Annotated in this window: 24 protein-coding genes; 8 read left to right on the top strand and 16 right to left on the bottom strand. The window is 75.3% G+C overall.

Features of this window, described 5'->3' with window-relative positions:
- Positions 1-10: 10 nt before the first annotated feature.
- On the bottom strand, positions 11-364 hold the full coding sequence (locus J3P29_RS12965) for a VOC family protein (protein WP_210493882.1): 354 nt from the start codon (positions 362-364) through the stop codon (positions 11-13).
- 104 nt (positions 365-468) lie between these two features.
- Positions 469-1440, bottom strand: coding sequence for a DNA-formamidopyrimidine glycosylase family protein (locus J3P29_RS12960; protein WP_210493881.1), 972 nt, complete (start codon positions 1438-1440; stop codon positions 469-471).
- Between the two features lie 93 nt (positions 1441-1533).
- Here J3P29_RS12960 and J3P29_RS12955 point away from each other — a divergent pair, with 93 nt between their 5' ends.
- Complete coding sequence (locus J3P29_RS12955) at positions 1534-1911, top strand: hypothetical protein (RefSeq protein ID WP_210493879.1); 378 nt, start codon at positions 1534-1536, stop codon at positions 1909-1911.
- A 42-nt stretch (positions 1912-1953) separates the two neighbouring features.
- Here the strand turns inward: J3P29_RS12955 and J3P29_RS12950 are convergent, their stop codons facing one another.
- A complete protein-coding gene (locus J3P29_RS12950; RefSeq protein ID WP_210493878.1) occupies positions 1954-2889 on the bottom strand; it encodes a CoA ester lyase in 936 nt (311 codons plus the stop codon).
- A gap of 165 nt (positions 2890-3054) precedes the next feature.
- On the opposite strand from J3P29_RS12950, the gene J3P29_RS12945 reads away from it, so the two are divergent.
- Positions 3055-3465 (top strand): hypothetical protein, encoded by a 411-nt coding sequence (locus J3P29_RS12945; RefSeq protein ID WP_210493877.1) that lies wholly within the window; start codon positions 3055-3057, stop codon positions 3463-3465.
- 73 nt (positions 3466-3538) lie between these two features.
- Positions 3539-4063 (top strand): class IV adenylate cyclase, encoded by a 525-nt coding sequence (locus J3P29_RS12940; protein ID WP_210493876.1) that lies wholly within the window; start codon positions 3539-3541, stop codon positions 4061-4063.
- A 681-nt stretch (positions 4064-4744) separates the two neighbouring features.
- Here J3P29_RS12940 and J3P29_RS12935 read toward each other — a convergent pair.
- The 4 genes from J3P29_RS12935 to J3P29_RS12920 all read right to left on the bottom strand — a co-directional run bounded on the left by J3P29_RS12935 (position 4745) and on the right by J3P29_RS12920 (position 8809).
- Complete coding sequence (locus tag J3P29_RS12935) at positions 4745-5551, bottom strand: hypothetical protein (protein WP_210493874.1); 807 nt, start codon at positions 5549-5551, stop codon at positions 4745-4747.
- On the bottom strand, positions 5548-6213 hold the full coding sequence (locus tag J3P29_RS12930) for a hypothetical protein (protein ID WP_210493873.1): 666 nt from the start codon (positions 6211-6213) through the stop codon (positions 5548-5550). Before J3P29_RS12930 ends, J3P29_RS12935 begins: the two co-directional genes overlap by 4 nt.
- An 84-nt stretch (positions 6214-6297) precedes the next feature.
- Entirely contained in the window at positions 6298-7350 is a 1053-nt protein-coding gene (locus J3P29_RS12925) for a CoA ester lyase (protein ID WP_210493872.1), read from the bottom strand.
- A 166-nt stretch (positions 7351-7516) separates the two neighbouring features.
- Complete coding sequence (locus J3P29_RS12920) at positions 7517-8809, bottom strand: Nramp family divalent metal transporter (RefSeq protein ID WP_210493870.1); 1293 nt, start codon at positions 8807-8809, stop codon at positions 7517-7519.
- A 100-nt stretch (positions 8810-8909) separates the two neighbouring features.
- Here J3P29_RS12920 and J3P29_RS12915 point away from each other — a divergent pair, with 100 nt between their 5' ends.
- The gene (locus tag J3P29_RS12915; protein ID WP_210493869.1) at positions 8910-9437 is read left to right on the top strand and encodes a MaoC family dehydratase; all 528 of its coding nucleotides are present in this window, start codon (positions 8910-8912) and stop codon (positions 9435-9437) included.
- 86 nt (positions 9438-9523) lie between these two features.
- Here the strand turns inward: J3P29_RS12915 and lepB are convergent, their stop codons facing one another.
- Positions 9524-10144 carry a signal peptidase I gene (gene lepB / locus J3P29_RS12910; RefSeq protein WP_349239836.1) on the bottom strand — a complete coding sequence of 207 codons (621 nt, stop codon included), beginning with the start codon at positions 10142-10144 and terminating at the stop codon, positions 9524-9526.
- 63 nt (positions 10145-10207) lie between these two features.
- On the opposite strand from lepB, the gene J3P29_RS20455 reads away from it, so the two are divergent.
- Complete coding sequence (locus J3P29_RS20455) at positions 10208-10501, top strand: MGMT family protein (RefSeq protein WP_210493868.1); 294 nt, start codon at positions 10208-10210, stop codon at positions 10499-10501.
- A 14-nt stretch (positions 10502-10515) separates the two neighbouring features.
- Here J3P29_RS20455 and J3P29_RS12900 read toward each other — a convergent pair whose 3' ends face one another.
- Positions 10516-11160 (bottom strand): aminotransferase class IV, encoded by a 645-nt coding sequence (locus J3P29_RS12900; RefSeq protein ID WP_210493866.1) that lies wholly within the window; start codon positions 11158-11160, stop codon positions 10516-10518.
- Positions 11161-11417: 257 nt separating this feature from the next.
- Between J3P29_RS12900 and J3P29_RS12895 the strand changes: the two genes are divergently transcribed.
- Positions 11418-13217, top strand: a complete 1800-nt coding sequence (locus J3P29_RS12895) for a phosphoenolpyruvate carboxykinase (GTP) (RefSeq protein ID WP_210493865.1) — start codon at positions 11418-11420, stop codon at positions 13215-13217.
- Positions 13218-13283: 66 nt separating this feature from the next.
- On the opposite strand, the gene J3P29_RS12890 is transcribed toward J3P29_RS12895, so the two are convergent.
- From J3P29_RS12890 to J3P29_RS20805, 3 genes are read right to left on the bottom strand one after another with little or no spacing between them, the layout of a single operon-like run.
- Positions 13284-13970, bottom strand: coding sequence for a uracil-DNA glycosylase (locus tag J3P29_RS12890; protein WP_210493864.1), 687 nt, complete (start codon positions 13968-13970; stop codon positions 13284-13286).
- Between the two features lie 7 nt (positions 13971-13977).
- Entirely contained in the window at positions 13978-15087 is a 1110-nt protein-coding gene (locus J3P29_RS12885) for an alcohol dehydrogenase catalytic domain-containing protein (protein WP_210493862.1), read from the bottom strand.
- Positions 15088-15124: 37 nt separating this feature from the next.
- Positions 15125-15964 carry a helix-turn-helix transcriptional regulator gene (locus tag J3P29_RS20805; protein ID WP_210493861.1) on the bottom strand — a complete coding sequence of 280 codons (840 nt, stop codon included), beginning with the start codon at positions 15962-15964 and terminating at the stop codon, positions 15125-15127.
- 101 nt (positions 15965-16065) lie between these two features.
- On the opposite strand from J3P29_RS20805, the gene J3P29_RS12875 reads away from it, so the two are divergent.
- Positions 16066-16761: an SDR family NAD(P)-dependent oxidoreductase gene (locus tag J3P29_RS12875; RefSeq protein WP_210493859.1), complete on the top strand. Its 696-nt coding sequence runs from the start codon at positions 16066-16068 to the stop codon at positions 16759-16761.
- Positions 16762-16780: 19 nt separating this feature from the next.
- On the opposite strand, the gene mgrA is transcribed toward J3P29_RS12875, so the two are convergent.
- The 4 genes from mgrA to J3P29_RS12855 all read right to left on the bottom strand — a co-directional run bounded on the left by mgrA (position 16781) and on the right by J3P29_RS12855 (position 20472).
- Positions 16781-17830, bottom strand: coding sequence for an L-glyceraldehyde 3-phosphate reductase (gene mgrA, locus J3P29_RS12870; RefSeq protein WP_210493858.1), 1050 nt, complete (start codon positions 17828-17830; stop codon positions 16781-16783).
- 97 nt (positions 17831-17927) lie between these two features.
- A complete protein-coding gene (locus tag J3P29_RS12865; protein WP_210493857.1) occupies positions 17928-18449 on the bottom strand; it encodes an SRPBCC family protein in 522 nt (173 codons plus the stop codon).
- 22 nt (positions 18450-18471) lie between these two features.
- Positions 18472-18810, bottom strand: coding sequence for a metalloregulator ArsR/SmtB family transcription factor (locus J3P29_RS12860; protein ID WP_210493855.1), 339 nt, complete (start codon positions 18808-18810; stop codon positions 18472-18474).
- A gap of 114 nt (positions 18811-18924) precedes the next feature.
- Complete coding sequence (locus tag J3P29_RS12855; protein ID WP_246851914.1) at positions 18925-20472, bottom strand: fused MFS/spermidine synthase; 1548 nt, start codon at positions 20470-20472, stop codon at positions 18925-18927.
- A gap of 180 nt (positions 20473-20652) precedes the next feature.
- On the opposite strand from J3P29_RS12855, the gene J3P29_RS12850 reads away from it, so the two are divergent.
- Positions 20653-24060 carry an NAD-glutamate dehydrogenase domain-containing protein gene (locus J3P29_RS12850; RefSeq protein WP_210493854.1) on the top strand — a complete coding sequence of 1136 codons (3408 nt, stop codon included), beginning with the start codon at positions 20653-20655 and terminating at the stop codon, positions 24058-24060.
- The last annotated feature ends 25 nt before the right edge of the window (positions 24061-24085 follow it).

Here is a 24085-nt window from a genome sequence, read left to right as displayed (position 1 = left end):
CCGACGCTCGTCAGTAGACGGGCCGGAAGCCGCCGATCAGCGTGACGACGTTGCCGTCCGGGTCGCGGAGCGCGCACAGCCGCACGCCCTTGCTCGCCTCCTGGACGGGGCCGGGGTCGAGCCCGCGGCCGACGAGGGTGGCCCGCGCGGCGTCCAGGTCGGGCACGGCGAGGTTCAGCGCGCTCCGTCCGGCGCGGTCCGGATCGGCGAAGACCTGGACCCAGCCGGCGGCGGTCACACGCCACTCGGCCAAGGTCGGCATGGGGCGGTTGGCGGGCGGGGCGTCGAGCAGGCGGGCGTACCAGCGCTCGGCGCGCTCCGCGTCGGACACGAGGACGACGGCGAGCAGGTGGTCGACGGTCATGGGGCCTCCGGGTCGGCGGGCCCGCCGACCCGGTCGGCGCGGCGGGGGTGCAGCAGGGACGACGCGGCGGGCCCGAACTCATCGGCGGGCTGCCGGCCGCGCGGTCAGGCCGGCGGCCAGGCCTGCTCGTCGGAGCACCACCACGTCGTGCGGCCGCCGACGGTGCCCTTCACCATCTCGGCCCCGCAGCGCGGGCAGTGCTCGCCCTTCTTGCGGTAGGGGATGACGTCGCCCAGGTGGACGCCGCCGCGGTGGATCGCCTCGTGCGTGCTCGCGCGCATCGTCGCGTGCAGCTCGCGCAGCTCGTCCTCGGACAGGTCGCCCGCCGGCCGCAGCGGCGGCTGCGCGGCCTGCCACAGCAGCTCGTCGCAGAGCAGGTTGCCGATGCCGGCGACGTTGGACTGGTCCATCAGCCGCGCCTTCAGCGGCGCGTCGCCGCGGCCGATGCGCGCGACGAAGTCGTCCTCCGCGATCACCAGGGCGTCGGGACCGAGCGACGAGAGGTCGGGGTCCAGGCGCACGCGGCCCAGGCGGCGCTTGTCGAAGAGGATCAGGCGGCCGCCGTCGTCCAGGTCGAGCGCGAAGCGGCTCCAGGCGCCGTCGCCCGGCAGCTCGCGGACGCCGGACCGGACGGGCATCGACCAGGCGGTGCGCTCGGAGGCGGTCAGCGGCTCGCCGGCGGTGTCGGGCAGGCCGGCCGCCGCGGCGACGCGCGTGTCGATCCGCGTGACCCGCAGGCCGGCGTCCTCGAGCCCCGCGACGTCGGACGGGCCGCCCGGCGAGACGAGCGGGTCGTGCTCGCCGCCCTCCACGCCCTCGGGCGCCAGGCCGACGAGGCGTCCGGCCATGCCGAGGTGCAGGCCCAGGCGCGGGGCGTCCTCCAGGTCCATCCACAGCGACTTGCCGATGCGGCCGACCTCGAGCACCCGCTTGCCGGTGATCGCGGCGGCGATCTGTCCCGGCTCGTGCGGGCGGGTGACCCACGCGTCGTGGTCCTCGACGCCGACGATGGTGCGGCCGACGGTCCAGCGCTCGGCCAGGGAGCGGGCGGCTTCGACCTCGGGCAGCTCGGGCACGGAGCCAGGCTACGACACGGCCTCGGCCCGCTGCCTCGTCGCCCGTCCGTCCGGCCCGGGGGCCGCGCCGGGGGCCGGCGGTAGAGTCCGTCCATGTCGAACGCTGACTCCCGGACCGCGGTCGAGACCGCCATCAAGCAGCTGCTCGAGCAGGTGCCGGCGCTCAAGCCGCTCAAGATCGTCGCGTCGGCCGAGGTGCAGGGCGGCCGCGACATCCAGCTCGTCCGGATCGTCATGCCCGGCCCGAAGGTCACGAAGGCGATGAGCCCCGACGCGCGCGTGACGGTGGAGATCCGGCGCGACCTGCTCAACGAGCTGGTCGAGACGAACGACCTGCAGGCCTGGGTGCGCGCGTGGGACCACGGCCGCTTCCGCGCGCACGGCGTGGACGAGTACCTGCGCCTGATCGGCCAGGTCGTCAGCAAGACCGCCGCGAAGCAGCGCGCGCTGGCCGCGCAGAAGCGGGGCTAGCGCCCGCGGGCCGGCCGGGCGCGGGCCCGGCCGGCGACGGGGTCAGGCCGCGTAGCCGGCGGCGCGGCCCTGGCCGGCGATCCGCTCGGCCATCTTGCGGTTGGCCTCGTCGACCATCTCGCCCTCGAAGATCGCCGCGCCGGCGCCGGACTCCGTCGCGTCGCGGTAGGCGGCGAGCATCGCCTCGGCCTTCTCCCACACCTCGCGGGTGGGGGTGAAGATCTCGTTGACGGTCTCGATCTGGGCGGGGTGGATCGTCCACTTGCCGTCGAGGCCGAGGGCGCGCACCAGGCGGGTGCGCTCACGCAGGCCGTCCTCGTCCTTGAACGCGGCGTACGGGCCGTCGATCGCCTGGATGCCCGCGGCGCGCGCGGCGACCACCAGGCGGGAGTACAGGTAGTTCAGGTGGTCGCCGGGGTAGCCCTCGGGCGCGCCGCCGATCTGGGTGATCGGGATGCCGATCGCGGCGGAGTAGTCGCCCGGGCCGAAGATGACGGTCTCCATGCGCGGCGAGGCGGCCGCGATGCGCTCGACGTTGACGAGGCCGGTCGCGTCCTCGATCTGCGCCTCGATGCCGATGCGGCCCGTCTCGTAGCCCTTGGCTAGCTCGATCTGGCGCAGCAGCTTGTCGGTCAGCTCGATGTCGCCGGGGGTCTGCACCTTCGGCAGCATCACCGCGTGGATTCGGTCGCCGACGGCCTCGACGACGTCGATCAGGTCGCGGTAGAAGAACGGCGTGTCGGTGCCGTTCACGCGGTAGACGACCGTCTTGTCCTCGGGGAACTCGAGGGTGCGGAGCGCCTCGATGACCCGGCCGCGGGCGGCGTCCTTCTCGCTCTGCGCGACGGAGTCCTCCAGGTCCAGGAAGACCTGGTCGGCGGCGAGGCTCGGCGCCTTCGCGAGGAACTTCTCGCTCGAGCCCGGGACGGAGTGGCAGGTGCGCCGGGGCCGCAGGGGACGGGTCGTGTTCGCGCTCATGCGCGCGAACCCTAGCCGCCGCCGGGGCGCCGCGCACCGCGGTCGCGACCGCCGGTAGGACGGGACGCCCGCGGCCCTGCGGTCGGCCGCGTGCACCGTCGGCCGCGGTCCCGGCGGGCGGCGCACGCGTCGGCGCCCGGGGCCGCCGTGCCACGATGGAGGCGTATGCCCGACGTGACCAAGGTGCACCTCATCGACGACCTGAAGGACCTGGCGGCGACCGCCGGCTTCGGGGACCAGCTCGAGACGCGCTTCGCGCGGGCCGCCCTCGGCAGCAAGGAGGGGGCGCTCGGCTTCCAGCGCATCAAGCCGCACCAGCGCCAGCCGTTCGGGCACAAGCAGAAGGAGCAGGAGGAGCTGCACGTCGTCATCGCCGGCTCCGGCCGCGTGAAGGTCGACCGCGAGTTCCTCGAGCTGCGCACCCTCGACGCGATCCGCATCGCCCCGGACGTCATCCGCCAGTTCGAGGCCGGCCCGGACGGGCTGGACCTGCTGATCTTCGGCTCGCCCGCCGGCGACCCGACGAAGGTCGGCGGCGGCGACAGCGTCACCTACTCGAAGTTCTGGGACGTCTGAGGGGCGAGCGCGCGGCGCCGCCCCCGGGCCCGCGCGCGGTGTCCCGGCGGCTCGCCGCCGTAGCCTCTCCGGCGTGACCGATCCGCGGCGCAACGTCGAGCTCAAGGCCCACGACGGCGACCCCGCCCGCAGCCTGGCGGTCTGTCGGGCCCTCGGCGCCGAGGACCGGGGCGTGCTCGAGCAGCGCGACACCTACTTCCGGGCTCGGCGCGGCCGCCTGAAGCTGCGGGACGAGACGCCGGGCACGGCGCACCTGGTGGCGTACGAGCGCGCCGACGCCGCGGCGGCGCGGACGAGCACCTACCGCATCGCCGGGGTCACGGACGCGGGCGCCACGCGCGCGGCCCTGGAGGCGACGCTCGGGGTCACGGGGGAGGTCAGGAAGACGCGCCGGCTGCTCCTGTGGGGCGGCGTGCGGATCCACCTGGACGAGGTTCGCGGCCTCGGCCCGTTCGTCGAGCTGGAGGCGGTCGCGGGGGCGGAGTCCGACCTGCGGCGCGAGCACGCCCTCGTGTCGACGTTGCGCGAGCACCTGGCGATCACGGACGACCGGCTGTGCGCCGGGGGCTACGCGGCCCTGCTCGGGCTCGAGGGCTGACGGGGCCGCGCCCGCGCCCGCGGGAGGTGACGACCCGCGTCGGCGCGGCCGGGACGCGGTCGAACCGCGCCCGCGTGGGGCGGGGAGGGTCCGCCTCGTCCGGCCCGGGTGGGGTCGATCCGTGTCGGCGTGGGGCGGGGAGGGTCCGCCTCGTCCGGCCCGGGTGGGGTCGATCCGCGTCGGCGTGGGGCGGGGAGGGTCCGCCTCGTCCGGCCCGGGTGGGGTCGATCCGCGTCGGCGGGTTCGCCGTGCGGTCGATCCGCGTCGCATGTCGACGCCGATCGACCCCGCCTGCCGAGGGCCGACGCGGATCGTCCCCGTGAGCCGGTTCGGAGGCCGATCCGCGTCCTTGGCGGGGCCGAGGCCGGTCCGCGGCGCCCGCGCGGGGCGGGGAGCGTCCGTATGGCCCGGGTGGGGTCGATCCGCGTCGGCGGGTTCGCGGTGGGGTCGATCCGCGTCGGCGGGTTCGCGGTGGGGTCGATCCGCGTCGCATGCCGACGCCGATCGACCCCGCCTGCCGAGGGCCGACGCGGATCGTCCCCGTGCGCTGCTCCGGGGGCGATCCGCCCCGCGCGCGGCGCGCCGACGCGCACCGCCGCGTCCAGGGCCGTGCGTTCCCGGGCGGCGGGGCCGGTGCCCCGGGGCCCGTGCCCCGGCGGCCCCGCCGCGCCGTCGCCGGGCTCAGTCGCCGGAGGCGGCCCGCAGCGCGGCCAGCGCGGCCCGCAGCTCGGCGTCGCCGAGGACGCCGCGGGCGTGCAGGTCCAGCAGCTGCTGGACCTGGGCCGCGGTGCCGGCGGGGGTGCCGGCGTCGCGGGCGAGCGCGCCGCTGGCGAGGCCGTGGACGAGCAGGTCGTGCACCTGGCCCATCGGCGCGCGCTCGGCCGCCGCGGCGCTCCCGCCGGCGCGCGTCGTTCCGTCGACCCGCACCGTCGTGCTCGACCGCACGGTCGTGCTCGACCGCGTCGTCCCGCCGGCCCGCGTCACCGTGCTCGACCGCGTCGTCTCCTCGCGGCCCCGCGCGGGCGGGCCGTCGTCGGGCGCGCCCGCGGCGGCGGCCCGGAAGGCCGCCACGCGCTCCGCCTCGTCGGGCGGCACGCGGAACGCGGCGATCAGGAAGAGCACGCCGAAGACACCGAGGACGCCCGCGATGACGTAGGTCGGCACCGTCGCCTCGCGCACCGGCAGGGCGACGAAGCGCGCGACGTAGAGGCCGGCGGCGGCCGCGGTCAGGCACAGACCCGCTGCCGCCTGGGGCGCCCCCTGGACGCGCGGGGCGCACAGCGCCACGCCGGCGGGCGCGAGCGCGAACAGCGCCAGCGCCGAGCCGATCGCGCCGCTCGCCAGGCCGGGTGGGCACGCCGGGCCGTAGCCGCCGCACTGGCTGGGCCCGCGGGAGAACTGGAAGGCGCCCCAGGCGCACAGGCACGCGGCCAGGACGAGCAGCGCCATCCCCACGAGGACGCGCACGGGCATCGGGATCCGGCTCATCGCACGCGCCCCTTCCGGTCGATCGTCAGCAGCTCGTCGCGCTTCCGGACGCCGTGGACGGAGATCGTCCAGCCCTCGACCGCGCCGGTCTCCGTGTCGGTGGCGACCGACGCCGTGGGCTCGCGGGCGTAGGGCGCCAGGGCCCGCATCCGCGCGGCGACGGCGCGGGTCATCGGCGCCACGTCGAGCCGGTCCAGCGCGAAGCCGGGCGCCTCCTCCGTGGTCTCCAGGTCGGTCTCGCGCACGCGGCCGGACGCCTGCGCGGTCACCCACCGGCGCTGGTCGCGCGCGTCGGCCACGGTGGCCGTCAGCTGCTCGGGCGAGATCGTCAGGTACGCGACCCGGTCGCCACGGCGCAGCCGCGCCTGGACCCGGTCGAGCGCGCGGCGCAGCGGGTCGGTGCGCAGGAGCGACTGGGGCCCCAGCGGATCGCGGTCGAGCGCGAACTCGATCGCGTTCTGGTCGCGGTCGGCCCAGTCGGCCGCGGCGCGCATCGTGCCCCACACCGCGGCGCCGGCCGCGAGCAGCAGGACGAGCAGCAGCAGGACGCGGAACGCCTGCCCCGGCGGGGACGACGCGGCCCGCCGCGGGGCGGGCGCCGCCGCCGGGGGCGACGCGCCCGCGCCGGTCGTCCGTCCGAATGCGTCCCGCTCGCCGCTCACCGGCGGCGAGTCTAGGAGCCCGGGGGCGCTTCGCGGACGGAGACCCGTACGCACCCGCCGCGACCGCCGCGGGTGCCGGGAGGGCTAGAAGCCGTACGCCGCCTTCAGCTCGTCGTCGTTCTCGGCCAGCTGCTCGGCGAGCTCGACGAGGACCTTGGCCTGCTTCCACGAGGCGTCGTCCTGCATCTTGCCGTCGATCATGTGGACGCCCTTGCCGTCGGGGATCGCCTCGATGATCTTCTTCGCGAAGGCGACCTCGTCCGGGTCGGGGGAGAACACCTTCTTCGCGATGTCGATCTGCACGGGGTGCAGCGACCACGTGCCGACGCAGCCGAGGATGAACGCGGCGCGGAACTGCGCCTCGCACGCCACGACGTCCTTGATGTCGCCGAAGGGGCCGTAGAACGGCAGGATGCCGTTCGACACGCACGCGTCGACCATGCGGGCGACGGTGTAGTGCCAGGGGTCCTGCTGGGCGCGGACGCGGCCGGCCTCGAGGTCGTCGGCGCTCGTCGGGTCGCTGATCGAGACGTAGCCGGGGTGACCGCCCCCGACGCGGGTCGTCTTCATGCGGCGCGAGGCGGCCAGGTCGGCCGGCCCGAGCGAGATGCCCTGCATGCGCGGCGACGCGGCGGCGATCTCCTCGACGTTCGCCATGCCCGACGCGGTCTCGAGGATCGCGTGCAGCAGGATCGGGCGCTTGACCCCCGCCTTCGCCTCGAGCTGGGCGACGAGGCGGTCGACGTAGTGGATGTCCTGCGCGCCCTCGACCTTCGGGATCATGATGACGTCGAGCACGTCGCCGATCTCGGTCACGAGCGTCGTCAGGTCGTCGAGGACCCACGGCGACTCGAGCGAGTTCACGCGCGTCCAGAGCGGCGTGCCGCCCAGGTCGGCCGTCTTGCCGACCTCGACGAGGCCCTGCCGCGCGGCCTCCTTGTTGTCGATCGAGACGGCGTCCTCGAGGTTGCCGAGCACGATGTCGGCCTTCGCCGCGATGGCGGGCAGCTTCGCCCGCATCTTCTCGTTGCTCGGGTCGAAGAAGTGGATCATCCGCGAGGGCGGGACCGGGATCTCGCGGACCGGCTCCGGCGCGCCGACGGCGAGCGGCTTGAAGAAGTCACGGGGGTTGCGCATGGAGGGCGATCCTACTCACGGTCCCCCGACCGGCCGCGCGCCGGTCGACGGCGTCCGGGCGCTCGGCGCGGCCGCGCCGCCCCGGCGCGCTCGGCCCGCTCGAGCCGCTCGACCCGCTCGGTCGGCCCGCGCCCCGGCTGGGGGCAGACGGCGCGCGCCGCCCGCCTCAGCCCAGGACCGTGTCGACGATCAGGTAGACGTTGAGCGCGATGATGATCGCGGCGATGACGCTCGCGGCCACCGTCGTGCGGCGGCGGTTGACCATCGCGCCCATCACGCGCCGGTCGCTCGTCACGAGGATGAGCGGGATCAGCGCGAACGGGATGCCGAAGGAGAGGACGACCTGCGAGACGACGAGCGTGTCCGTCGTCGGCAGGCCGAGCGCCAGGACCACGAGCGCCGGCGCCATCGTCACCGCCCGGCGCAGGAAGAGCGGGATCCGCCAGGCCATGAAGCCCTGCATGACGATCTGCCCGGCGTAGGTGCCGACGCTCGACGACGAGAGCCCCGACGCGAGCAGCGCGACGGCGAAGGCCAGCGCCGCCCCGCCGCCGACGTAGGTGCCCAGGCCCTTGTGCGCCGCCTCGATCGAGTCGACGTCCGTCGCGCCGATGCGGTGGAAGAGCGCCGCGGCCACGAGCATCATCGACAGGTTGATCAGGCCCGCGACGCCCAGGCCCAGTCCGACGTCGATCCGCAGCCAGCGCAGCAGCACGCGGCGCTCGCCCTCGTCGCGCGGCGTCACCCGCCGCTGCGTCAGCGCGGAGTGCAGGTAGACGACGTGCGGCATCACCGTCGCGCCGATGATCCCGACCACGAGCAGGATCGACGCGGACCCGTCGAGGCCGGGCACGAGGCCGCCGGCGATCCCGCCCGGGTCCTGGTGGCCGACGGCGATCAGGTCGTAGAGGAACCCGAGGGCCACGATCCCCAGCAGGCCGGCGATCGCGAGCTCGAAGCGCCGGTAGCCGCGCTGCTCGAGCGCGAGGACGCCGAAGGCGACGACCGCCGTGATCAGGCCGGCGGGGAAGAGCGGGATGCCGAAGAGCAGGTTGAGCCCGATCGCCGCGCCGACGAACTCGGCCAGGTCGGTGGCGATCGCGACGATCTCGGCCTGGAACCAGAGGAACGTGCGGGTGCGCCGGCCGAAGCGGCCGCGGGCGATCTCGGGCAGGTTCTGGCCCGTCGCCAGCCCCGTCTTGGCGGACAGGTACTGCACGAGCATCGCCATCAGGCTCGACATGACGACGACCCACACGAGCAGGTAGCCGAAGCGTGCGCCCGACTCGATGTTCGTCGCGAAGTTCCCCGGGTCGACGTAGGCCACGGCGGCCACGAAGGCCGGCCCGAGGAGGGCCGCCCGCCCGCGCAGCCGGCCCTTCGCGCGCAGCGCCCCGAGCTCGCTCGCCACGTGCTCCGCTGGACGGTCCCGCGTGTCCACCGGAGAAGTCGTCGTCATCGCAAACGATTTTATCACTTGCCAAAACCTCGTCCGCGGCGCGGGTGCGACAGACTCCGGCGTCCGCGTACCCCGGCAACCGACCGAGAGTAGGAAGCAGATGTCCGACGACGCCACCTTCACCCCCGGCAAGGACGACCTCCCCGAGGTCCGTCACGCGAGCGGCGCCCACCAGTACGGCCGCTACTTCGAGGAGTTCGAGGAGGGCGCGGTCTACAAGCACTGGCCCGCGAAGACCGTCACGGAGGGGGACGACCACCTCTTCTGCCTCCTGACGATGAACCACCATCCGCTGCACATCAACGACGTCTACGCGAAGCGCTCGCAGCAGGGCAAGAACGTCGTCGTCGGCCCGTACGTCTACTCGCTCGCGCTCGGCATCTCGGTGTCCGACATCTCGGGCCTGGCGATCGCCAACCTCGCCACGGACGAGCTCTCGCACCCGAACCCGGTCTTCCACGGCGACACGCTGTTCGTCGAGACCGAGGTGCTCGAGAAGCGTGCCTCGAAGAGCAAGCCCGACCGCGGCGTCGTCATCGTCCACACGCGCGTGCACAACCAGGACGGCGTGCTCGTCGCGGAGTTCAAGCGCCGCGTCCTCGTCCCGAAGAAGCACCCCGGGGCCTGAGGCCGGACGGCGCGCGGCGCTTCGCCGCGCGCCTCGCGCCCCGCAGCGGGCGGGGTGCGGGAGCAGCGGGTCGGCCGCCGCGGCGCCTACAGGCCGCCGACGCGCTTCGGCGGCCAGTAGCTGCCGACGGCGCGACCGATGATCCAGTCCGTGCGGACGGGACCCCAGTAGCGGCTGTCCTCGGAGTCGCCGCGGTTGTCGCCCATGACGTAGACCGTGCCCGGCGGCACCGTGATCGCGCGGGGGAACGTGCAGTCGCTGCCGTCGCCGCACGGCAGGGTGAACGGCTCGGCGGCCCGCCGCCCGTTGCGGACGACGTGCCCGCCCTCGATCCGCAGGCGGTCGCCGGGGACGCCCACGACGCGCTTGATGAACGTCTCGCCGCTCGGGCGGCCGTCGGGGACGGCGCACGGCGTCGGCGTTCCCGGCCCCTGGTCGCGGGACGCGCACGTCTCGGCGTCGGCACCGGCGGCGGGGTGGAAGACGATGATGTCGCCGACGGCGGGCGTCCCGCCCAGGTGGTGGCTGACCCGCTCGACGACGACGCGCTGGTGCACCTGCAGCGTCGGCAGCATCGACTCGCTGGGGATCAGGTAGGGCTTGACCGCCAGCGCCTGCACGGCGAAGACCAGGCCCAGCACCACGGCGACCATCAGCACCGTCGAGACGATGGAGTTCCGCCGCCACCGGTTCATCGTCGCGCGCACCCCTGGATCGTCGCAGAGCCCCGCGCGCGTCGAGCCGTCCGGCCGACGGGCGACGATGGTCCCGTGGCCGACGACGCCCGAGCCGCCCGCATCCTCGCCGGGGTCCGCGCCATCCCGGAGGGGCACGTGCGCACGTACGGCGACCTGGACCCCGGGGCGCCGCGGCTGGTCGGGCGCGTCCTCGCGACGACGGACGAGGACGTCCCCTGGCAGCGCGTCGTCCGCGCCGACGGCAGCGTGCCGAAGGGCGAGCGGCAGCTCGCGCGCTTGCGGGCCGAGGGGGTGCCGCTGCGCGGCGACCGCGTCGACCTGGCCGCGGCCCGGCTGCCGCTGCCGCCGGGCGAGCACCTGGACTAGGGCCGGCGGCCGGCTCAGCGCAGCGCGCGCCAGCGGGCCGCGAGCGCCGCGATGCGCGGGTCGTCGCCGAGCGGCCGCCCGTCGATCGCCGCGACCGGAACGATCCCGCGGCCCGCGGTCGTCAGGAACGCGGCCCGGGCGCCGGCCAGGTCCTCGCGGGTCACCGGCGCCTCGGCGGCCCCCGGCTCGACGTCGAGCACCCATCCGCGGGTGACGCCAGGCAGCAGACCCTGCGCCGGCGGGGTGCGCAGCGACCCGTCCGCGGCGACGACGAAGAGGTTGGCGCGCGACGTCTCGCCGGCCCGCCCGTCGGGGGCGACGAGCAGCGGTGCGTCGGCGCCGGCCGCGACCGCGGCCGCCTCGGCCGCCAGCGCCCACGTCCGGTCCGCCCGCTTGCGCTCCCGGTCCGCGTCGTCCGGGTCGTAGCCGGCGACCGTGGCCAGGCGCTGCGGCGCCGCGCCGGCCGGGGCGCGCGGAATGCTCCGGACGGCCCCGCCGGGGCGCACCTCGAAGCGGACGACGGTCGGCTCGCGGGCCGTTCGCCGCCACGTCTCGGCGAGCGCCCGCACGCCGCTGACCTGCGCGCCGGTCGCCCCGGACCGCCGCAGGCGCAGCAGATGGCGGTCGAGCAGGCGGATCCGTCCGTCCTCGACGAGCACGGTTTCGATCAGAGCGTCGGGGGCACGCCGGGGCGGCACGCGTCCATCGTCGCAGCCTGGCGCCCGGCGACCGCTGGACAGGCCGCGCACCGCTCCGGAAACGCCGGCGTACATGGCGCTTTTTGTTCGAGCATGATTGGTCTTGGTGGGTTTGCGGAGGCCCGGGGGGCGGGCAGTGGCGCAGAACCTGTATGCCGGGATGCGGACAACCGGCGCTTCCGCTTGAATCCCCCGAATTCCCGCACCCGGAGGACCCCGTGCCTGACACAACCGTGCTGACCGAGAACCGCAAGCTCACCGCCTGGGTGGACGAGATCGCCCAGCTGACGCAGCCGGACCAGGTCGCCTGGTGCGACGGGTCGGCGGAGGAGTACGACCGGCTCTGTCAAGAGCTGGTGGACGCGGGCACGTTCCGCCGTCTGTCGGACGCGAAGCGCCCGAACAGCTACCTGGCGTGGTCCGACCCGTCCGACGTCGCGCGCGTCGAGGACCGCACCTTCATCGCGTGCGAGCGCGAGGAGGACGCCGGCCCGAACAACAACTGGCGGCCGCCGGCCGAGCTGCGCGCCGAGCTCGAGCCGCTCTTCCGCGGCTCGATGACCGGCCGCACGATGTACGTCGTCCCCTTCTCGATGGGCCCGCTCGGCTCCGACAAGAGCCAGATCGGCGTCCAGGTGACGGACTCGCCGTACGTCGTCGTCTCCATGCGGATCATGACCCGCATGGGCAAGGGCGCCCTCGACGTCCTCGGCCCCGACGGCGACTTCGTGCCGTGCGTGCACTCCATCGGCGCCCCGCTCGCCGAGGGCGAGGCGGACCAGCCGTGGCCGACGAACGCGGAGACGAAGTACATCGTCCACTACCCCGAGACGCGCGAGATCTGGTCGTACGGCTCGGGCTACGGCGGCAACGCGCTGCTGGGCAAGAAGTGCCTGGCGCTGCGCATCGCGACCGTGATGGCGCGCGACGAGGGCTGGATGGCCGAGCACATGCTCATCCTCAAGCTCACGTCGCCGCAGGGCGAGGTCAAGTACGTGACGGCGGCGTTCCCGTCCGCGTGCGGCAAGACGAACCTGGCGATGCTCGTCCCGACCCTGCCGGGCTGGACCGTCGAGACCGTCGGCGACGACATCGCCTGGATGAAGTTCGGCGAGGACGGCCGGCTGTACGCGATCAACCCCGAGGCCGGCTTCTTCGGCGTCGCCCCGGGCACCGGGCCGGACACCAACCCGAACGCGATCGCGGCCATCCGCGAGAACACGATCTTCACCAACACCGCGCTGACGGACGACGGCGACGTGTGGTGGGAGGGCCTGACGAAGGAGCCGCCGGCGCACCTGATCGACTGGCACGGCGAGGACTGGACGCCGGAGTCCGATCACCCGGCGGCGCACCCGAACTCGCGCTTCACGGTCCCGGCGGAGCAGGCGCCGTCGATCGCCCCCAACTGGGAGGACCCGGCGGGCGTCCCCGTCGACGCGATCCTCTTCGGCGGCCGTCGCGCGACGGTGCTGCCGCTCGTCCGCGAGGCGACGTCGTGGGAGCACGGCGTCTTCCTCGGCGCGACGATGTCCAGCGAGCAGACCGCCGCCGCGTTCGGCCAGGTCGGGAAGCTGCGCTTCGACCCCTACGCGCAGCTGCCGTTCGCCGGCTACAACATGGGCGACTACATGGGGCACTGGCTCGAGATCGGCCAGACGCCCGGGGCGAAGCTGCCGAAGATCTTCTACGTCAACTGGTTCCGCAAGGACGACGACGGCCACTTCCTGTGGCCCGGGTTCGGCGAGAACAGCCGCGTGCTGGAGTGGATCTTCCGCCGCTGCGACGGCGAGGGCGAGGTCGTCGAGACGCCGATCGGCCTGGTGCCGACGGCGGACGACCTGAACACCGAGGGCCTGGACCTGCCGCGCGAGGACCTGGAGCACGTCCTCGCCGTCGACCCCGAGGCCGTGAAGGCCGAGCTGCCGCAGATCCGCACGCACCTCGAGCAGTTCGGCGACCGCCTGCCGGCCGCCATCCGCCTGCAGCTCGAGTCGCTCGAGCAGCGCCTGGGCTGAGCGCCCCGTGCCGCCGGCTCCGGCCGGCGGCACGCGCGCCGGGCGGCGGGACCGGGCGTCCCGCCGCTACGCCAGGCGCCAGTCGAACGGGGCGCCGCCCAGCTCGACGAGCGCCGCGTCCGTGCGGCTGAACGGCCGCGAGCCGTGGAACAGCCGGGCCGACATGGGGGAGGGGTGCGCCGCCTCGACCACGCGGTGACCGTCGAGCGGCAGCCGCGACACGACGCCCTGGGCGTGGCGGCCGAGCGCCAGGAAGACGAGCCCGCGCCGTTCCTCCGCCAGCCGTCGCAGCAGGCCGAACGTCACGTCCTGCCAGCCGCAGCGCGCGTGCGACGCCGGCTCGCCGGGGCGCACCGTCAGCGTCGCGTTGAGCAGCAGCATCCCGTGCCGCGCCCACGGGGTCAGGTCGCCGCTGGCCGGGGCCGGCACGCCGACGTCCTGCTGCAGCTCGGCGAACAGGTTGCGCAGCGATCCGGGGATCGGCGCCTCGGGCGGGACCGAGAACGCCAGGCCCATCGGCACGCCCAGGCCCGGGTACGGGTCCTGGCCGCAGAGCACCACGCGCACGTCCTGCGGCGCGACGAGGTCGAGTGCGCGGAACACCTGCGCCCGCAGCGGCTGGATCCGCCGGCCGGCGGCGACCTCGGCGCCGAGGAACGCCTCGACGCCCGCGAGCGCCTGGCGGTCGACGTACGGCCGCCAGGCGTCGGGGACCTTCTCCGCCAGGTCGACGGGCGCGGGAGCGGTGCTCACGCGGCGGTCAGGAGAAGTCGATGATCGACCGGATGCCGTCCTGGTGGTGCATCAGGTCGAACCCGTGGTTGACCTGGTCCAGGGTGATGCGGTGCGAGAGCAGCGCCGGGACGTCGACGTCGCCGCGCAGCCAGCGGTCGACGAGCTGCGGCACCTGCGTGCGGCCGCGGACGCCGCCGAACGACGAGCCGGTCACGCGGCGGCCCGTGATGAGCAGGCGGGGGACGATGTCGAGCGTCTCGCCCTTGCCCGCCACGCCAATCATCGTCGCCAGGCCCCACGCCTCGCGCGCGGCCTCGACGGACTGCTGCATCACGCGGACGTTGCCGGTGGCCTCGAACGTGTAGTCCGCGCCGAAGCCGTCCGTCAGGTCCTTGATCGCCTGCACCGCGTCCTGGGCCCCGCCGTCGATGAGGTGCGTGGCGCCGTGGTGGCGGGCCATCTCCAGGCGGTTCTCCGCCAGGTCGACCGCGATGATCCGCTCGGCGCCAGCGATCCGCGCGCCGGCGACCGCGCCCAGGCCCACCAGGCCGCAGCCGAAGACCGCGACGGTGCTGCCCCGCTGGACGTCCGCCGTGTAGATCGCGGCGCCGAGGCCCGTCGAGAGCCCGCAGGCGAAGATCGAGGCGCCCTCGAGCGGGGCGGCCTTGTCGATCTTCGCCAGCGCGATCTCGGGCATCACGGTGTACTCGGCGAACGTCGAGGTGCCCATGAAGTGGCGCAGCTCCTGGCCGTCGCGGGACAGCCGCGTCGTGCCGTCGGGCAGGTACCCGCGGCCCTGCTCGTCGCGGATCGCCAGGCAGCGGTTCGTGCGGCCCGAGCGGCAGTGCAGGCACTCGCCGCACTCGGGGGCGAAGAGCGTGACGACGTGGTCGCCGACCGCCAGCGAGTCCACGCCCGGCCCGAGCCGCTCGACGACGCCCGCGCCCTCGTGGCCCAGGACGCACGGCGCGTAGCCCGTCGGATCGGCGCCCGACGCCGTGTACATGTCGGTGTGGCAGACGCCGCAGGCGTGCAGCCGCACGAGCACCTCGCCCGCCTTCGGCTCGGCGAGGTCGACCTCCTGCACGACGAGGGGCTCGCCGAACTCCTCCAGCACCGCGGCACGGATCTTCATGCGGTCGACGGTACCGGGCGGCCGGGGCCGCGCGGGCTCAGCGGGCCAGGTCCTGGGTGCCGACGGCCCCGAGCAGCGCGAGCGCCCGACCGTCCGGCGTGTCCGGCTCGGCGCTGTAGACGGTCAGCCGCAGCGCGGTGCGGACGTCGGCGAGCACGTCGCAGGCCACGCGGACGTCGCCGACCTCGGGGTGGCGGATCGTCTTGGCGGAGCTGACGAAGGGCGCGACCTCGCCGCGCTCCCAGAGCCGGTCGAACCGGTCGCTCGTCCCGCGCATCTCGGCGATGAGCTGCGCCAGCCCGCGGTCTGCGGGGTAGCGGCTCGACGCCCAGCGCAGGTCGGCGACGACCGCGGTCTCGAACGCTCGGTCGTCCTCGGGCGCGCTGACGAAGCGGGTGGGGGCGCCCAGGAACTGCCGCCGCACGGCGTTGCCGTCCGGCCCCGGGTCGGTGGCCTCGGGCCCGAGCAGCGCGACCGCGAGCGGGTTCGTCAGGACGATGTTCCACTCCACGTCGAAGACCGCGACCGCGGCGCCCGCGAGCCGGTCCACGATGCGGTGCAGCAGCGGCGTGACGTGGCGGCCGGCCGCGCCGGCGACCGGCGCGGCGTGCCCCGCCAGGCGGAAGAGGTGGTCGCGCTCGGCGTCCGTCAGCCGCAGCGCCCGGGCGAGCGGCGCGAGGACCGCGGCGGACGGGTGGGCCGCCCGGCCCTGCTCGAGCCGCGCGAGGTACTCCACGGAGAGCCCCGCCAGCGTGGCGAGCTCCTGCCGGCGGAGGCCCGGCACCCGCCGGCGCCGCGTGCGGTCGATCCCGACCTGCGCGGGGTCCGTGCGGTCCCGCCACGCGCGGATCGTGGTCCCGAGCTCCTGCGACGACACCCGACCATCCTCGCGCACCGGGCCGGCGCGAAGGTCGCCCTGGCGGTACCTGCCTCGGCCGGCCCCTTGTGGCCCGGTCGGCCGGGGCGCACGCTGGCTCCATGACCACCACCCTCATCACCGGCGCCAACAAGGGCCTGGGCCGGGAGACCGCCCGGCGCCTGCTCGAGGCCGGCCACGACGTGTGGATCGGCGCGCGGGACCCGGACGCCGGCGCCGCCGCCGCCCGCGACCTCGGAGCCCGGCACGTCGCGCTCGACGTGACCTCCCAGGCGAGCGTCGACGCGGCGGCCGCCACCCTCGCTGCGGCGGGCGGCCTGGACGTCCTCGTCAACAACGCCGGCATCGCGGACGGCATGGGCGTGCCGTTCCCCCGGACCGACCTGGCCGCGATGTCGCGGATCCTCGAGACGAACGTCGTCGGTCCGGCCCGGGTGACGATCGCGGTGTGGGACCTGCTCCAGGCGTCCCCGGCGCCGGTGGTGGTGAACGTGTCGAGCAGCCTGGCGTCGCTGACGCTCGCCACCGATCCCGCGCGCCAGGAGCACGGCTACCTGCCGATGGCCTACCCGGCGTCGAAGGCGGCGCTGAACATGCTGACCGTCAAGCTGGCGCAAGAGCTGCCGCGGGCGCGCGTGACGGCGGTCAATCCCGGGTTCACCGCCACCGACCTGAACGACCACGCCGGGCACCTGACGGTGGAGGAGGGCGCCGAGCCGATCGTGCGCGCCGCGCTGCTCGGGCCGGGCGACCCCACCGGCACGTTCATGGAGGCGGCCGGCCCGCTGCCCTGGTAGCGCGGGCCGGCGCCGCGCGCTACTCCAGCTCGGCCGACCCGGCCCACCAGTTCACGCCGCCGTCGACCGCGTGCTCGTCGATCGCGCGGAGCTCGTCGTCCGCGAACTCCAGGTTCCGCAGCGCGCCGAGCGAGTCCTCCAGCTGCTTCACCGAGCTGGCGCCGATGAGCGACGAGGTCACCCGCGGGTCGCGCAGCGTCCAGGCGATCGCCATCTGCGCCAGCGACTGGCCGCGGCCCTCCGCGATGGCGTTCAGCTCCCGGATCCGGCGCACGTTGTCGTCCGTCAGCTGCGCGGCGACCCCCTCGTCGCGGGCCGCGCGGGAGCCCTCGGGCACGCCGTTCAGGTACTTGTTCGTCAGCAGCCCCTGGGCGAGGGGGGTGAAGACGATCGACCCGACGCCCTCCTCCGCCAGCGCGTCCAGCAGCTCGTCCTCGATCCAGCGGTTGAGCATGGAGTAGGACGGCTGGTGGATCAGCAGCGGCGTGCCGAGGTCCTCGAGGATGCGCACCGCCTCGCGGGTGCGCCGGGCGGAGTACGACGAGATGCCGACGTAGCGGGCCTTGCCCTGCTGGACGGCGGTGTGCAGGGCGCCGCAGGTCTCCTCGAGCGGCGTGTCCGGATCGAAGCGGTGCGAGTAGAAGACGTCGACGTGGTCAAGGCCCAGCCGCTCGAGGGACTGGTCGAGCGACGCGAGCAGGTACTTGCGCGACCCGAGGAAGCCGTACGGGCCGGGCCACATGTCCCAGCCGGCCTTCGTCGAGATCACGAGCTCGTCGCGGTACGGGCGCAGGTCCTCGCGCAGCATCCGGCCGAAGTTCGTCTCGGCCGAGCCGTACGGCGGGCCGTAGTTGTTCGCCAGGTCGAAGTGCGTGACGCCCAGGTCGAACGCGCGGCGCAGGATCGCGCGCTGGTCGGCGAACGGCTCGTGGTCGCCGAAGTTGTGCCACAGGCCGAGCGAGATCGCCGGCAGCTGCAGGCCGCTGCGGCCGGTGCGGCGGTAGGGCATCCGGCCGTCGTAGCGGTCCGGATCGGCGGTCCAGGGGCGGTGCAGGTCGGGGGTCGGCATGGGACCCCTGTGCCCGGTCGGGCGGCCCGCTACCCCGGAAGGGCGGGAGCGGCCGGCGGCCCGGGGCGGCGCGGCCGACCGGCGGCCCGCCCGCGGGTCAGACGTCGCCCGGGACGGGCGCGCCCGACGGCAGCCCGTCCGCGACGTAGGCCTCGTAGAGCGGGCGGAACGGCGGGACGTCGTCGCCGTGCGGCCCGGTGGTGCGCTCGCCGGCGAGCTCGCGGGCCAGGACGCCCAGGCAGACGGTCCAGCCCGTCGCGTTGCGGGCCGCGCTGTCGCGCCGCTCCAGCACGTTGACCAGCGTCAGGATCGCGCCGCCGTCGGGGCCCGGCTCGACGGTCAGGTGCAGCTCGTCGCCGCCCCAGGTGAAGGCGAAGCGGTGGGGCGGGTCGAACGCGAGCACCGTGCCCTGCGTCGTCGGCAGGTGGGGGTCGCCGGCGAACGTGACCGCCGCGCCGGCGTGGGGCTCGTAGGTCACGCCGGACGGGAACCAGCGGGCCAGCTCGTCCGGGGCCGTGATCGCCGCCCACACGCGTGCGGGCGGGTGGTCCAGGTGCCGCCGGAAGCGGACGGCCGGCCGGCCGTCGTGCTCGACGTAGGTGCCGCGGTCCTCGCTCATCGTCCTCGTCCTTCCTGGTCGCTCATGCGTCGGGGGCGTCGCCCGGGCCGCGGGGGTGCGCGTCGAGGTGCCGGCCGAGCGCGTCGAGCCGGGCGTTCCACAGGCGGCGGTAGGGCTGCAGCCACGCGTCGAGGTCCGCCATGGGCGCCGGGTCCACGGTGTAGATCCGGCGCTGCGCGCGGCGCTCGACCCGGACGAGCCCGGCGTCCCGCAGCACGCGCAGGTGCTTCGACGCCTGGGGCTGCGTCAGGCCGAGCCGCTCGACCAGGTCGCCGACGGCGTGCCCGCCGTCGAGGAGGGCGCCGAGCAGCGCCCGGCGGTGCGGGTCGGCGAGGGCGCTCCAGGTCGCGTCGGTGGCCACGCCGCAGAGTATGCTGCCTGAGGCATATGCCCGTCAAGGCATGGATGGGTCTGCGGTGCGCGCCGAGGCCCGCCGCGCCGCGCCCAGCGCCCGGCCGGCTCCGCGCCGCGCCGGCTACTTCGTCGCGTACGAGACGATCGAGCCGTCGATGAGCCACTCGACGGGCGCGCGGTCGTCCGTGTAGACCGGGCCCCCGCCGAGCGGACCGCCGAGCTCGGCCGCGGCGGCCTCCGCGACGGGGCGCAGTTCCGCCGGCAGGGTGGGGACCGCGGCGCGCAGACGGGCCGCGGACGCCCGCGACGTGGTGCCGAGCACGAGCGTGTTCGTCGCCGTCACGGGCCAGCGGACGACGCTGGGGAAGTGCGTGCGCATCGTGGCCGTCAGCGCCCGCTCGAGCGCGTCGTCGCCCTCGGGGTGCCCGATGTTGACGACGACGGCGCCGCGCGGCGTGAGCCGGTCGCGCACCTCGCCGAAGAACTCCTTCGTCGTCAGGTAGAAGGGGATGTAGGGCTGGCGGTAGGCGTCGACGCCGATCAGGTCGTACCGGCCCTCGCCGTCGCCCGCCCCGCCCGAGCGCAGGAACGGCCGAGCGTCCGCGGTGTGGACGCGCAGGCGCGGGTCGTCGGGCATGCCGAGCCAGCGGCGCCCCATCTCGCTGACGCGACCGTCGATCTCGACGCCGTCGAAGCGCACCTGCGGGAAGAAGCGCAGCGCCGCCCGCGCCACGGTGCCGCCGGCGTTGCCGAGCATCGCGATCGAGCGGGGCGGCGCGGTCGGCGCGTCGCCCCGCGCCGGGTCGGCGACGGCGAACGGCAGCACCTGGAAGGCGTCCCAGTAGTTGCCGGTCAGGACCGTGTCCTTGCGCCAGACCGAGTGGATCGCCTGGCCCTCGTTGAGCTCGAGGCGGCGCTCGACGACCGGGGCGCCGGTGCCGTCGCGGACGGGGTGCTCGATGACGCGCGCGTACTGGTAGAGCGTCTCCGCCTCGTCGAGCACGCGGTCGTCGGCCTGCGCCGGCTTCGTCACGCCCGGCGGCAGCAGCAGCGCGGCCGCGATCAGCGCCGGGACCACCCACAGCCGCCGGCGCAGGCCCACGGCCGCCACGAGCGCCATCGCCAGCGCGAGCACGATGAACGTGCGCTGGCTGCCGACGAACGGGATCAGCAGCAGGGACGAGACGAACGTGCCGACGAGGCTGCCGGCCGTCCCGAGCGCGCCGAGGCGCCCGACGGTGCTGCCCGTCGTCTCCAGGTCGGTCACGGCGAGCTTCGTGGCCCACGGCGTCGCCGCGCCGATCAGGACGAGCGGCAGCGCGATGAGGACGAGCATGCCCAGCAGCGAGCCGACGAACGCGCCGGCCTCGATGCGGTCGAACGCCTCGATCGCCAGGTCCAGGAACGGCCCCGCGACGAGCGGCACCACGGCGAGCAGCGCGGCCGCGATCAGCACGAGGACGCGCAGCCCCGTCAGGTGGGGATGGCGGTCGGCGAACCGCCCGCCGAGCCAGTGCCCGACGGCGAGGGCGATCAGGCACACGCCGATCGTGTTGGCCCAGATGATCGTCGAGTCGCCGAAGTACGGGGCGAGCAGGCGCGCGGCGGCCATCTCGGCCCCCAGGCTCCCCGCGCCGACCACGAACACCAGGACCGTCAGCGCGCGCATTCGCGGCGGGACGATAGCGGCGACCCGCCACGCGGCGCGCCGTCCGCCGCGGCCGGCGGCGGCCGCGTGGGCCGCCCTCCGCGTCCGCCGGGGTCCGTCCGCCGACCGGATCCGGCGACCGGGGGGCGCGCCGCGATCCGGCAGGATGGGGCGCCGACCGCCCGGGTACGGTCGGCGTGCATGGCCACGACCGAGGACCCCCGCGAGATCGACCAGCTGGCGCAGGCCTGGGAGGACCGCGTGCAGGCGGTCCTCGGCGGCCTGGTCGGCAAGCGCGCCGGCGCGGCGCTCGCCCGCCGCTGGGCGGGCCGCCTGCCGACGACGTACCGCGCCGGCGTGGCGCCCGAGGCCGCGGCCCGCGACATCGTCGCGCTCGACCGCCTGGGCGACGACGACGCGCAGGACCTCGTCGTCGCCGCGAAGGAGGAGACGACGCCGGACGGCGAGCGGCTGACCCGCATCGCGTTCGTGCGCCGCGGCCCGCGGGTGCGGCTGGCGCGCGCGATGCCGATCCTGGCCGACCTGGGCCTGCACGTCGTCGAGGAGCGCACCGCCCGCCTGCACGGTCCCGACGAGGTGTGGCTGCAGGACTTCGGCGTCCTCGGCCCCGACGGCGCCCCGCTGGATCTCGACCGCGTCGGGGCGCGCGTGACGGCGTGCATCGACGCCGTCTGGTCCGGCCGCGCGGAGTCCGACTCCCTCAACCGGCTCGTCGTGCTGACGTCGATGGGCCACGAGCGGCTGGAGCCGCTGCGCGCCTACCGCCGCTACCGCCAGCGCCTGGGCTCGCGGTTCACGGAGGGCTACCAGAACGACGTCATCGTGGCCCACCCCGAGATCACCGAGCGGCTCGTGCGGCTGTTCGAGCTGCGCTTCGGCGCGCCCGAGGCGACGGACGGGACGGGGCCGTCCGCGCCGCGCGACGAGGCGGCGGAGGAGGCGCTGCGGGACGAGATCCTCGCGGCGCTGGACGACGTGCCCTCCCTGGACCACGACCGCATCCTGCGCAACCAGCTCGGCGCGATCGAGGCGACGTACCGCACGAACGCGTACCGCCCCGGTCGGGGCGCGCTCGCGCTCAAGCTGCGCAGCGCCGAGGTGCCGGCGATGCCGCAGCCCACGCCGCTGTGGGAGACGTACGTGCACGGGACCGACGTCGAGGGCGTCCACCTGCGCGGCGGCATGATCGCCCGCGGCGGCCTGCGCTGGTCCGACCGCATGGACTACCGCACCGAGGTGCTCGGGCTCATGCGCGCCCAGATGGTCAAGAACGCGCTCATCGTCCCGGCGGGGGCGAAGGGCGGCTTCCTGCTGCGCGGCGAGGCGGCGCAGGCCGAGGGCGACGCCCAGCGCGCCGCCGTCCGCGACGCGTACGTCACGTTCGTCTCGGCGCTGCTCGACCTGGCCGACGACCTCGGGGAGGACGGCGCCGAGCACCCCGACGGCGTCCGCATCCTCGACGGCGACGACACGTACCTCGTCGTCGCGGCCGACAAGGGGACCGCGACGTTCTCCGACACCGCGAACGAGATCGCCGTCGGCCGCGGGTACTGGCTGGGCGACGCGTTCGCCTCCGGCGGGTCGCACGGCTACGACCACAAGGAGCTGGGGATCACCGCGCGCGGCGCGTGGGTGTCCGTCGAGCGGCACTTCGGCGAGCTGGGCATCGACCCCAACGCCGACCCGATCACCGCGGTCGGCATCGGCGACATGTCGGGCGACGTCTTCGGCAACGGCATGCTCCTGTCGAAGAGCCTGCGGCTCGTCGCGGCCTACGACCACCGGCACGTCTTCGTCGACCCCGACCCGCAGGACCCCGAGGCGTCGTGGGCCGAGCGCCGGCGGCTGTTCGCGGGCGTCGACGGTCGCGCCTCGACGTGGGACGACTACGACCGCGACCTGATCAGCGCCGGGGGCGGCGTCTTCCCGCGCACCGCCAAGCACGTCGACGTCACGGCGCCGATGCGCCAGGCGCTGGGCGTCGACGCCAAGCGCCTGTCCCCGGCCGAGCTGATCCAGGCGATCCTGCGGGCGCCCGTCGACCTGCTGTGGAACGGCGGCATCGGCACGGTGGTGAAGGCGCACGACGAGCGCGACGCCGACGCCGAGGACCGCGCGTCCGACGCGATCCGCGTCGACGCGCGCGACCTGCGCTGCAGGGTCGTGGGGGAGGGCGGCAACCTGGGGCTGACGCGCCGCGCCCGCGTGGAGTACGCGCGCGCCGGCGGCCGCGTCAACGCCGACTTCATCGACAACTCGGCCGGCGTCGACTCGTCGGACCACGAGGTCAACCTGAAGGTGCTGCTCGACCTGGCCGTCCGGCGCGGGCGCCTGGACCCCGACGAGCGCAACGCCGTGCTGCGCGAGGTCACCGACGACGTCGTCGCGCACGTGCTGGCCGACTCCTTCGCCCAGGCGCGGGTGATCACCCAGGAGGAGCGCCGGGCGCCGCGGCGCACCCAGGCGGCCGAGGAGCTGATGCAGGCCCTGGAGGAGCAGGGCGTGCTGCACCGGGCCGACCACGGCCTGCCGACCCCGGACGAGCTGGCGGAGCGCCGCTCGGACGGCCACGGGCTGACGCGGCCCGAGATCGCGGTGCTCGTCGCGTTGGCCAAGGACGGCGTCGCCCGCGCGCTGCTGGAGCAGGACGACCTGGACGACCCGGCCTACGACGACGACCTGGCGGCGTACTTCCCGCCGGCGGTGGTGGAGCGCTTCGGCGACCTGCTGCCCGACCACCCGCTGCGCCGGCACCTCATCGCCACGCACGCGGCGAGCGAGGTCGTCGACACGATCGGCCCGACGTTCGTGGCGCGCCGCGCGGCCGAGTTCGGCGCGTCCACCTCCGACGTCGTCCGCGCGTACCGCACCGCGGTCGGGGCGGCGGACGCCCGCGAGCTGTGGCAGCGCGTCGACGACCTGGAGCGCGTCGACACCGACGTGACGTGGGGCCTGCGGGCCGAGGTCGACGAGCAGGTGCGGGTGACGAGCCGCTGGTTCCTGACCCACGCCCGCGGCGCCGACATCGCCGCCACCGTCGAGCTGCACCGCGCCGGCGCGATCGAGATCCGCGAGCGCCTGGCCGAGCTGCTCGACGACGCGGGCCGCCGCGAGCGGACGCAGGAGCTCGTCGACCGCGGCGTCCCGGCGGACCTGGCCGACCGCATCACCGCCGGCTCGGCGCTGCTGCTGGCGCCGCACGTCGTCGCGGCGGCGCGCGCCATCGACCGCTCCGTCACCGACGTCGCCGGCGCCGTCCTGCACGCGGGGGAGCAGCTCTCGCTCGACGGCCTGCACCGGGCGGTCGAGCGGCTGGCGACGCCGGACCGGATGACCCGCTGGTCCGTCCAGGCCCTGCGCGACGACCTGCTCGACGTGCGCGCGGACCTGGCCCGCTGCGCGCTGCGCGAGGCGCCCGACGACGACCCCGAGGCGGCGGTCGCGCGCTTCCTCGAGGAGCGGCCCGAGGACGTGGCGCGCCTGCGGACGTTCCTGCGCGAGCTGTCCGGCGACGACGAGGGGCCGTCCGCGGCGTACCCGGCCTGCCAGCTGGCCGTGCGGCAGCTGCAGGCGATGGTGGCCGACTGACCGGCGGCCCGGCGCCGCCGGGCCG

The sequence above is a fragment of the Patulibacter sp. SYSU D01012 genome (assembly GCF_017916475.1).
Lineage (GTDB): Bacteria > Actinomycetota > Thermoleophilia > Solirubrobacterales > Solirubrobacteraceae > Patulibacter.
This window is presented reverse-complemented; position numbering and strand designations above follow the sequence as displayed.

Excerpts from the sequence above, each read along its gene's own strand:
- J3P29_RS12935 (WP_210493874.1), bottom strand. The coding sequence starts at position 5,551 with ATGAGCCGGATCCCGATGCCCGTGCGCGTCCTCGTGGGGATGGCGCTG.
- J3P29_RS12850 (WP_210493854.1), top strand. The coding sequence starts at position 20,653 with ATGGCCACGACCGAGGACCCCCGCGAGATCGACCAGCTGGCGCAGGCC.
- J3P29_RS12885 (WP_210493862.1), bottom strand. The coding sequence starts at position 15,087 with ATGAAGATCCGTGCCGCGGTGCTGGAGGAGTTCGGCGAGCCCCTCGTC.
- J3P29_RS12950 (WP_210493878.1), bottom strand. The coding sequence starts at position 2,889 with ATGAGCGCGAACACGACCCGTCCCCTGCGGCCCCGGCGCACCTGCCAC.
- J3P29_RS12965 (WP_210493882.1), bottom strand. The coding sequence starts at position 364 with ATGACCGTCGACCACCTGCTCGCCGTCGTCCTCGTGTCCGACGCGGAG.
- J3P29_RS12915 (WP_210493869.1), top strand. The coding sequence starts at position 8,910 with ATGTCCGACGACGCCACCTTCACCCCCGGCAAGGACGACCTCCCCGAG.
- J3P29_RS12855 (WP_246851914.1), bottom strand. The coding sequence starts at position 20,472 with ATGCGCGCGCTGACGGTCCTGGTGTTCGTGGTCGGCGCGGGGAGCCTG.
- mgrA (WP_210493858.1), bottom strand. The coding sequence starts at position 17,830 with ATGCCGACCCCCGACCTGCACCGCCCCTGGACCGCCGATCCGGACCGC.
- J3P29_RS12945 (WP_210493877.1), top strand. The coding sequence starts at position 3,055 with ATGCCCGACGTGACCAAGGTGCACCTCATCGACGACCTGAAGGACCTG.
- J3P29_RS12925 (WP_210493872.1), bottom strand. The coding sequence starts at position 7,350 with ATGCGCAACCCCCGTGACTTCTTCAAGCCGCTCGCCGTCGGCGCGCCG.
- J3P29_RS12920 (WP_210493870.1), bottom strand. The coding sequence starts at position 8,809 with ATGACGACGACTTCTCCGGTGGACACGCGGGACCGTCCAGCGGAGCAC.
- J3P29_RS12865 (WP_210493857.1), bottom strand. The coding sequence starts at position 18,449 with ATGAGCGAGGACCGCGGCACCTACGTCGAGCACGACGGCCGGCCGGCC.
- J3P29_RS12875 (WP_210493859.1), top strand. The coding sequence starts at position 16,066 with ATGACCACCACCCTCATCACCGGCGCCAACAAGGGCCTGGGCCGGGAG.
- J3P29_RS12955 (WP_210493879.1), top strand. The coding sequence starts at position 1,534 with ATGTCGAACGCTGACTCCCGGACCGCGGTCGAGACCGCCATCAAGCAG.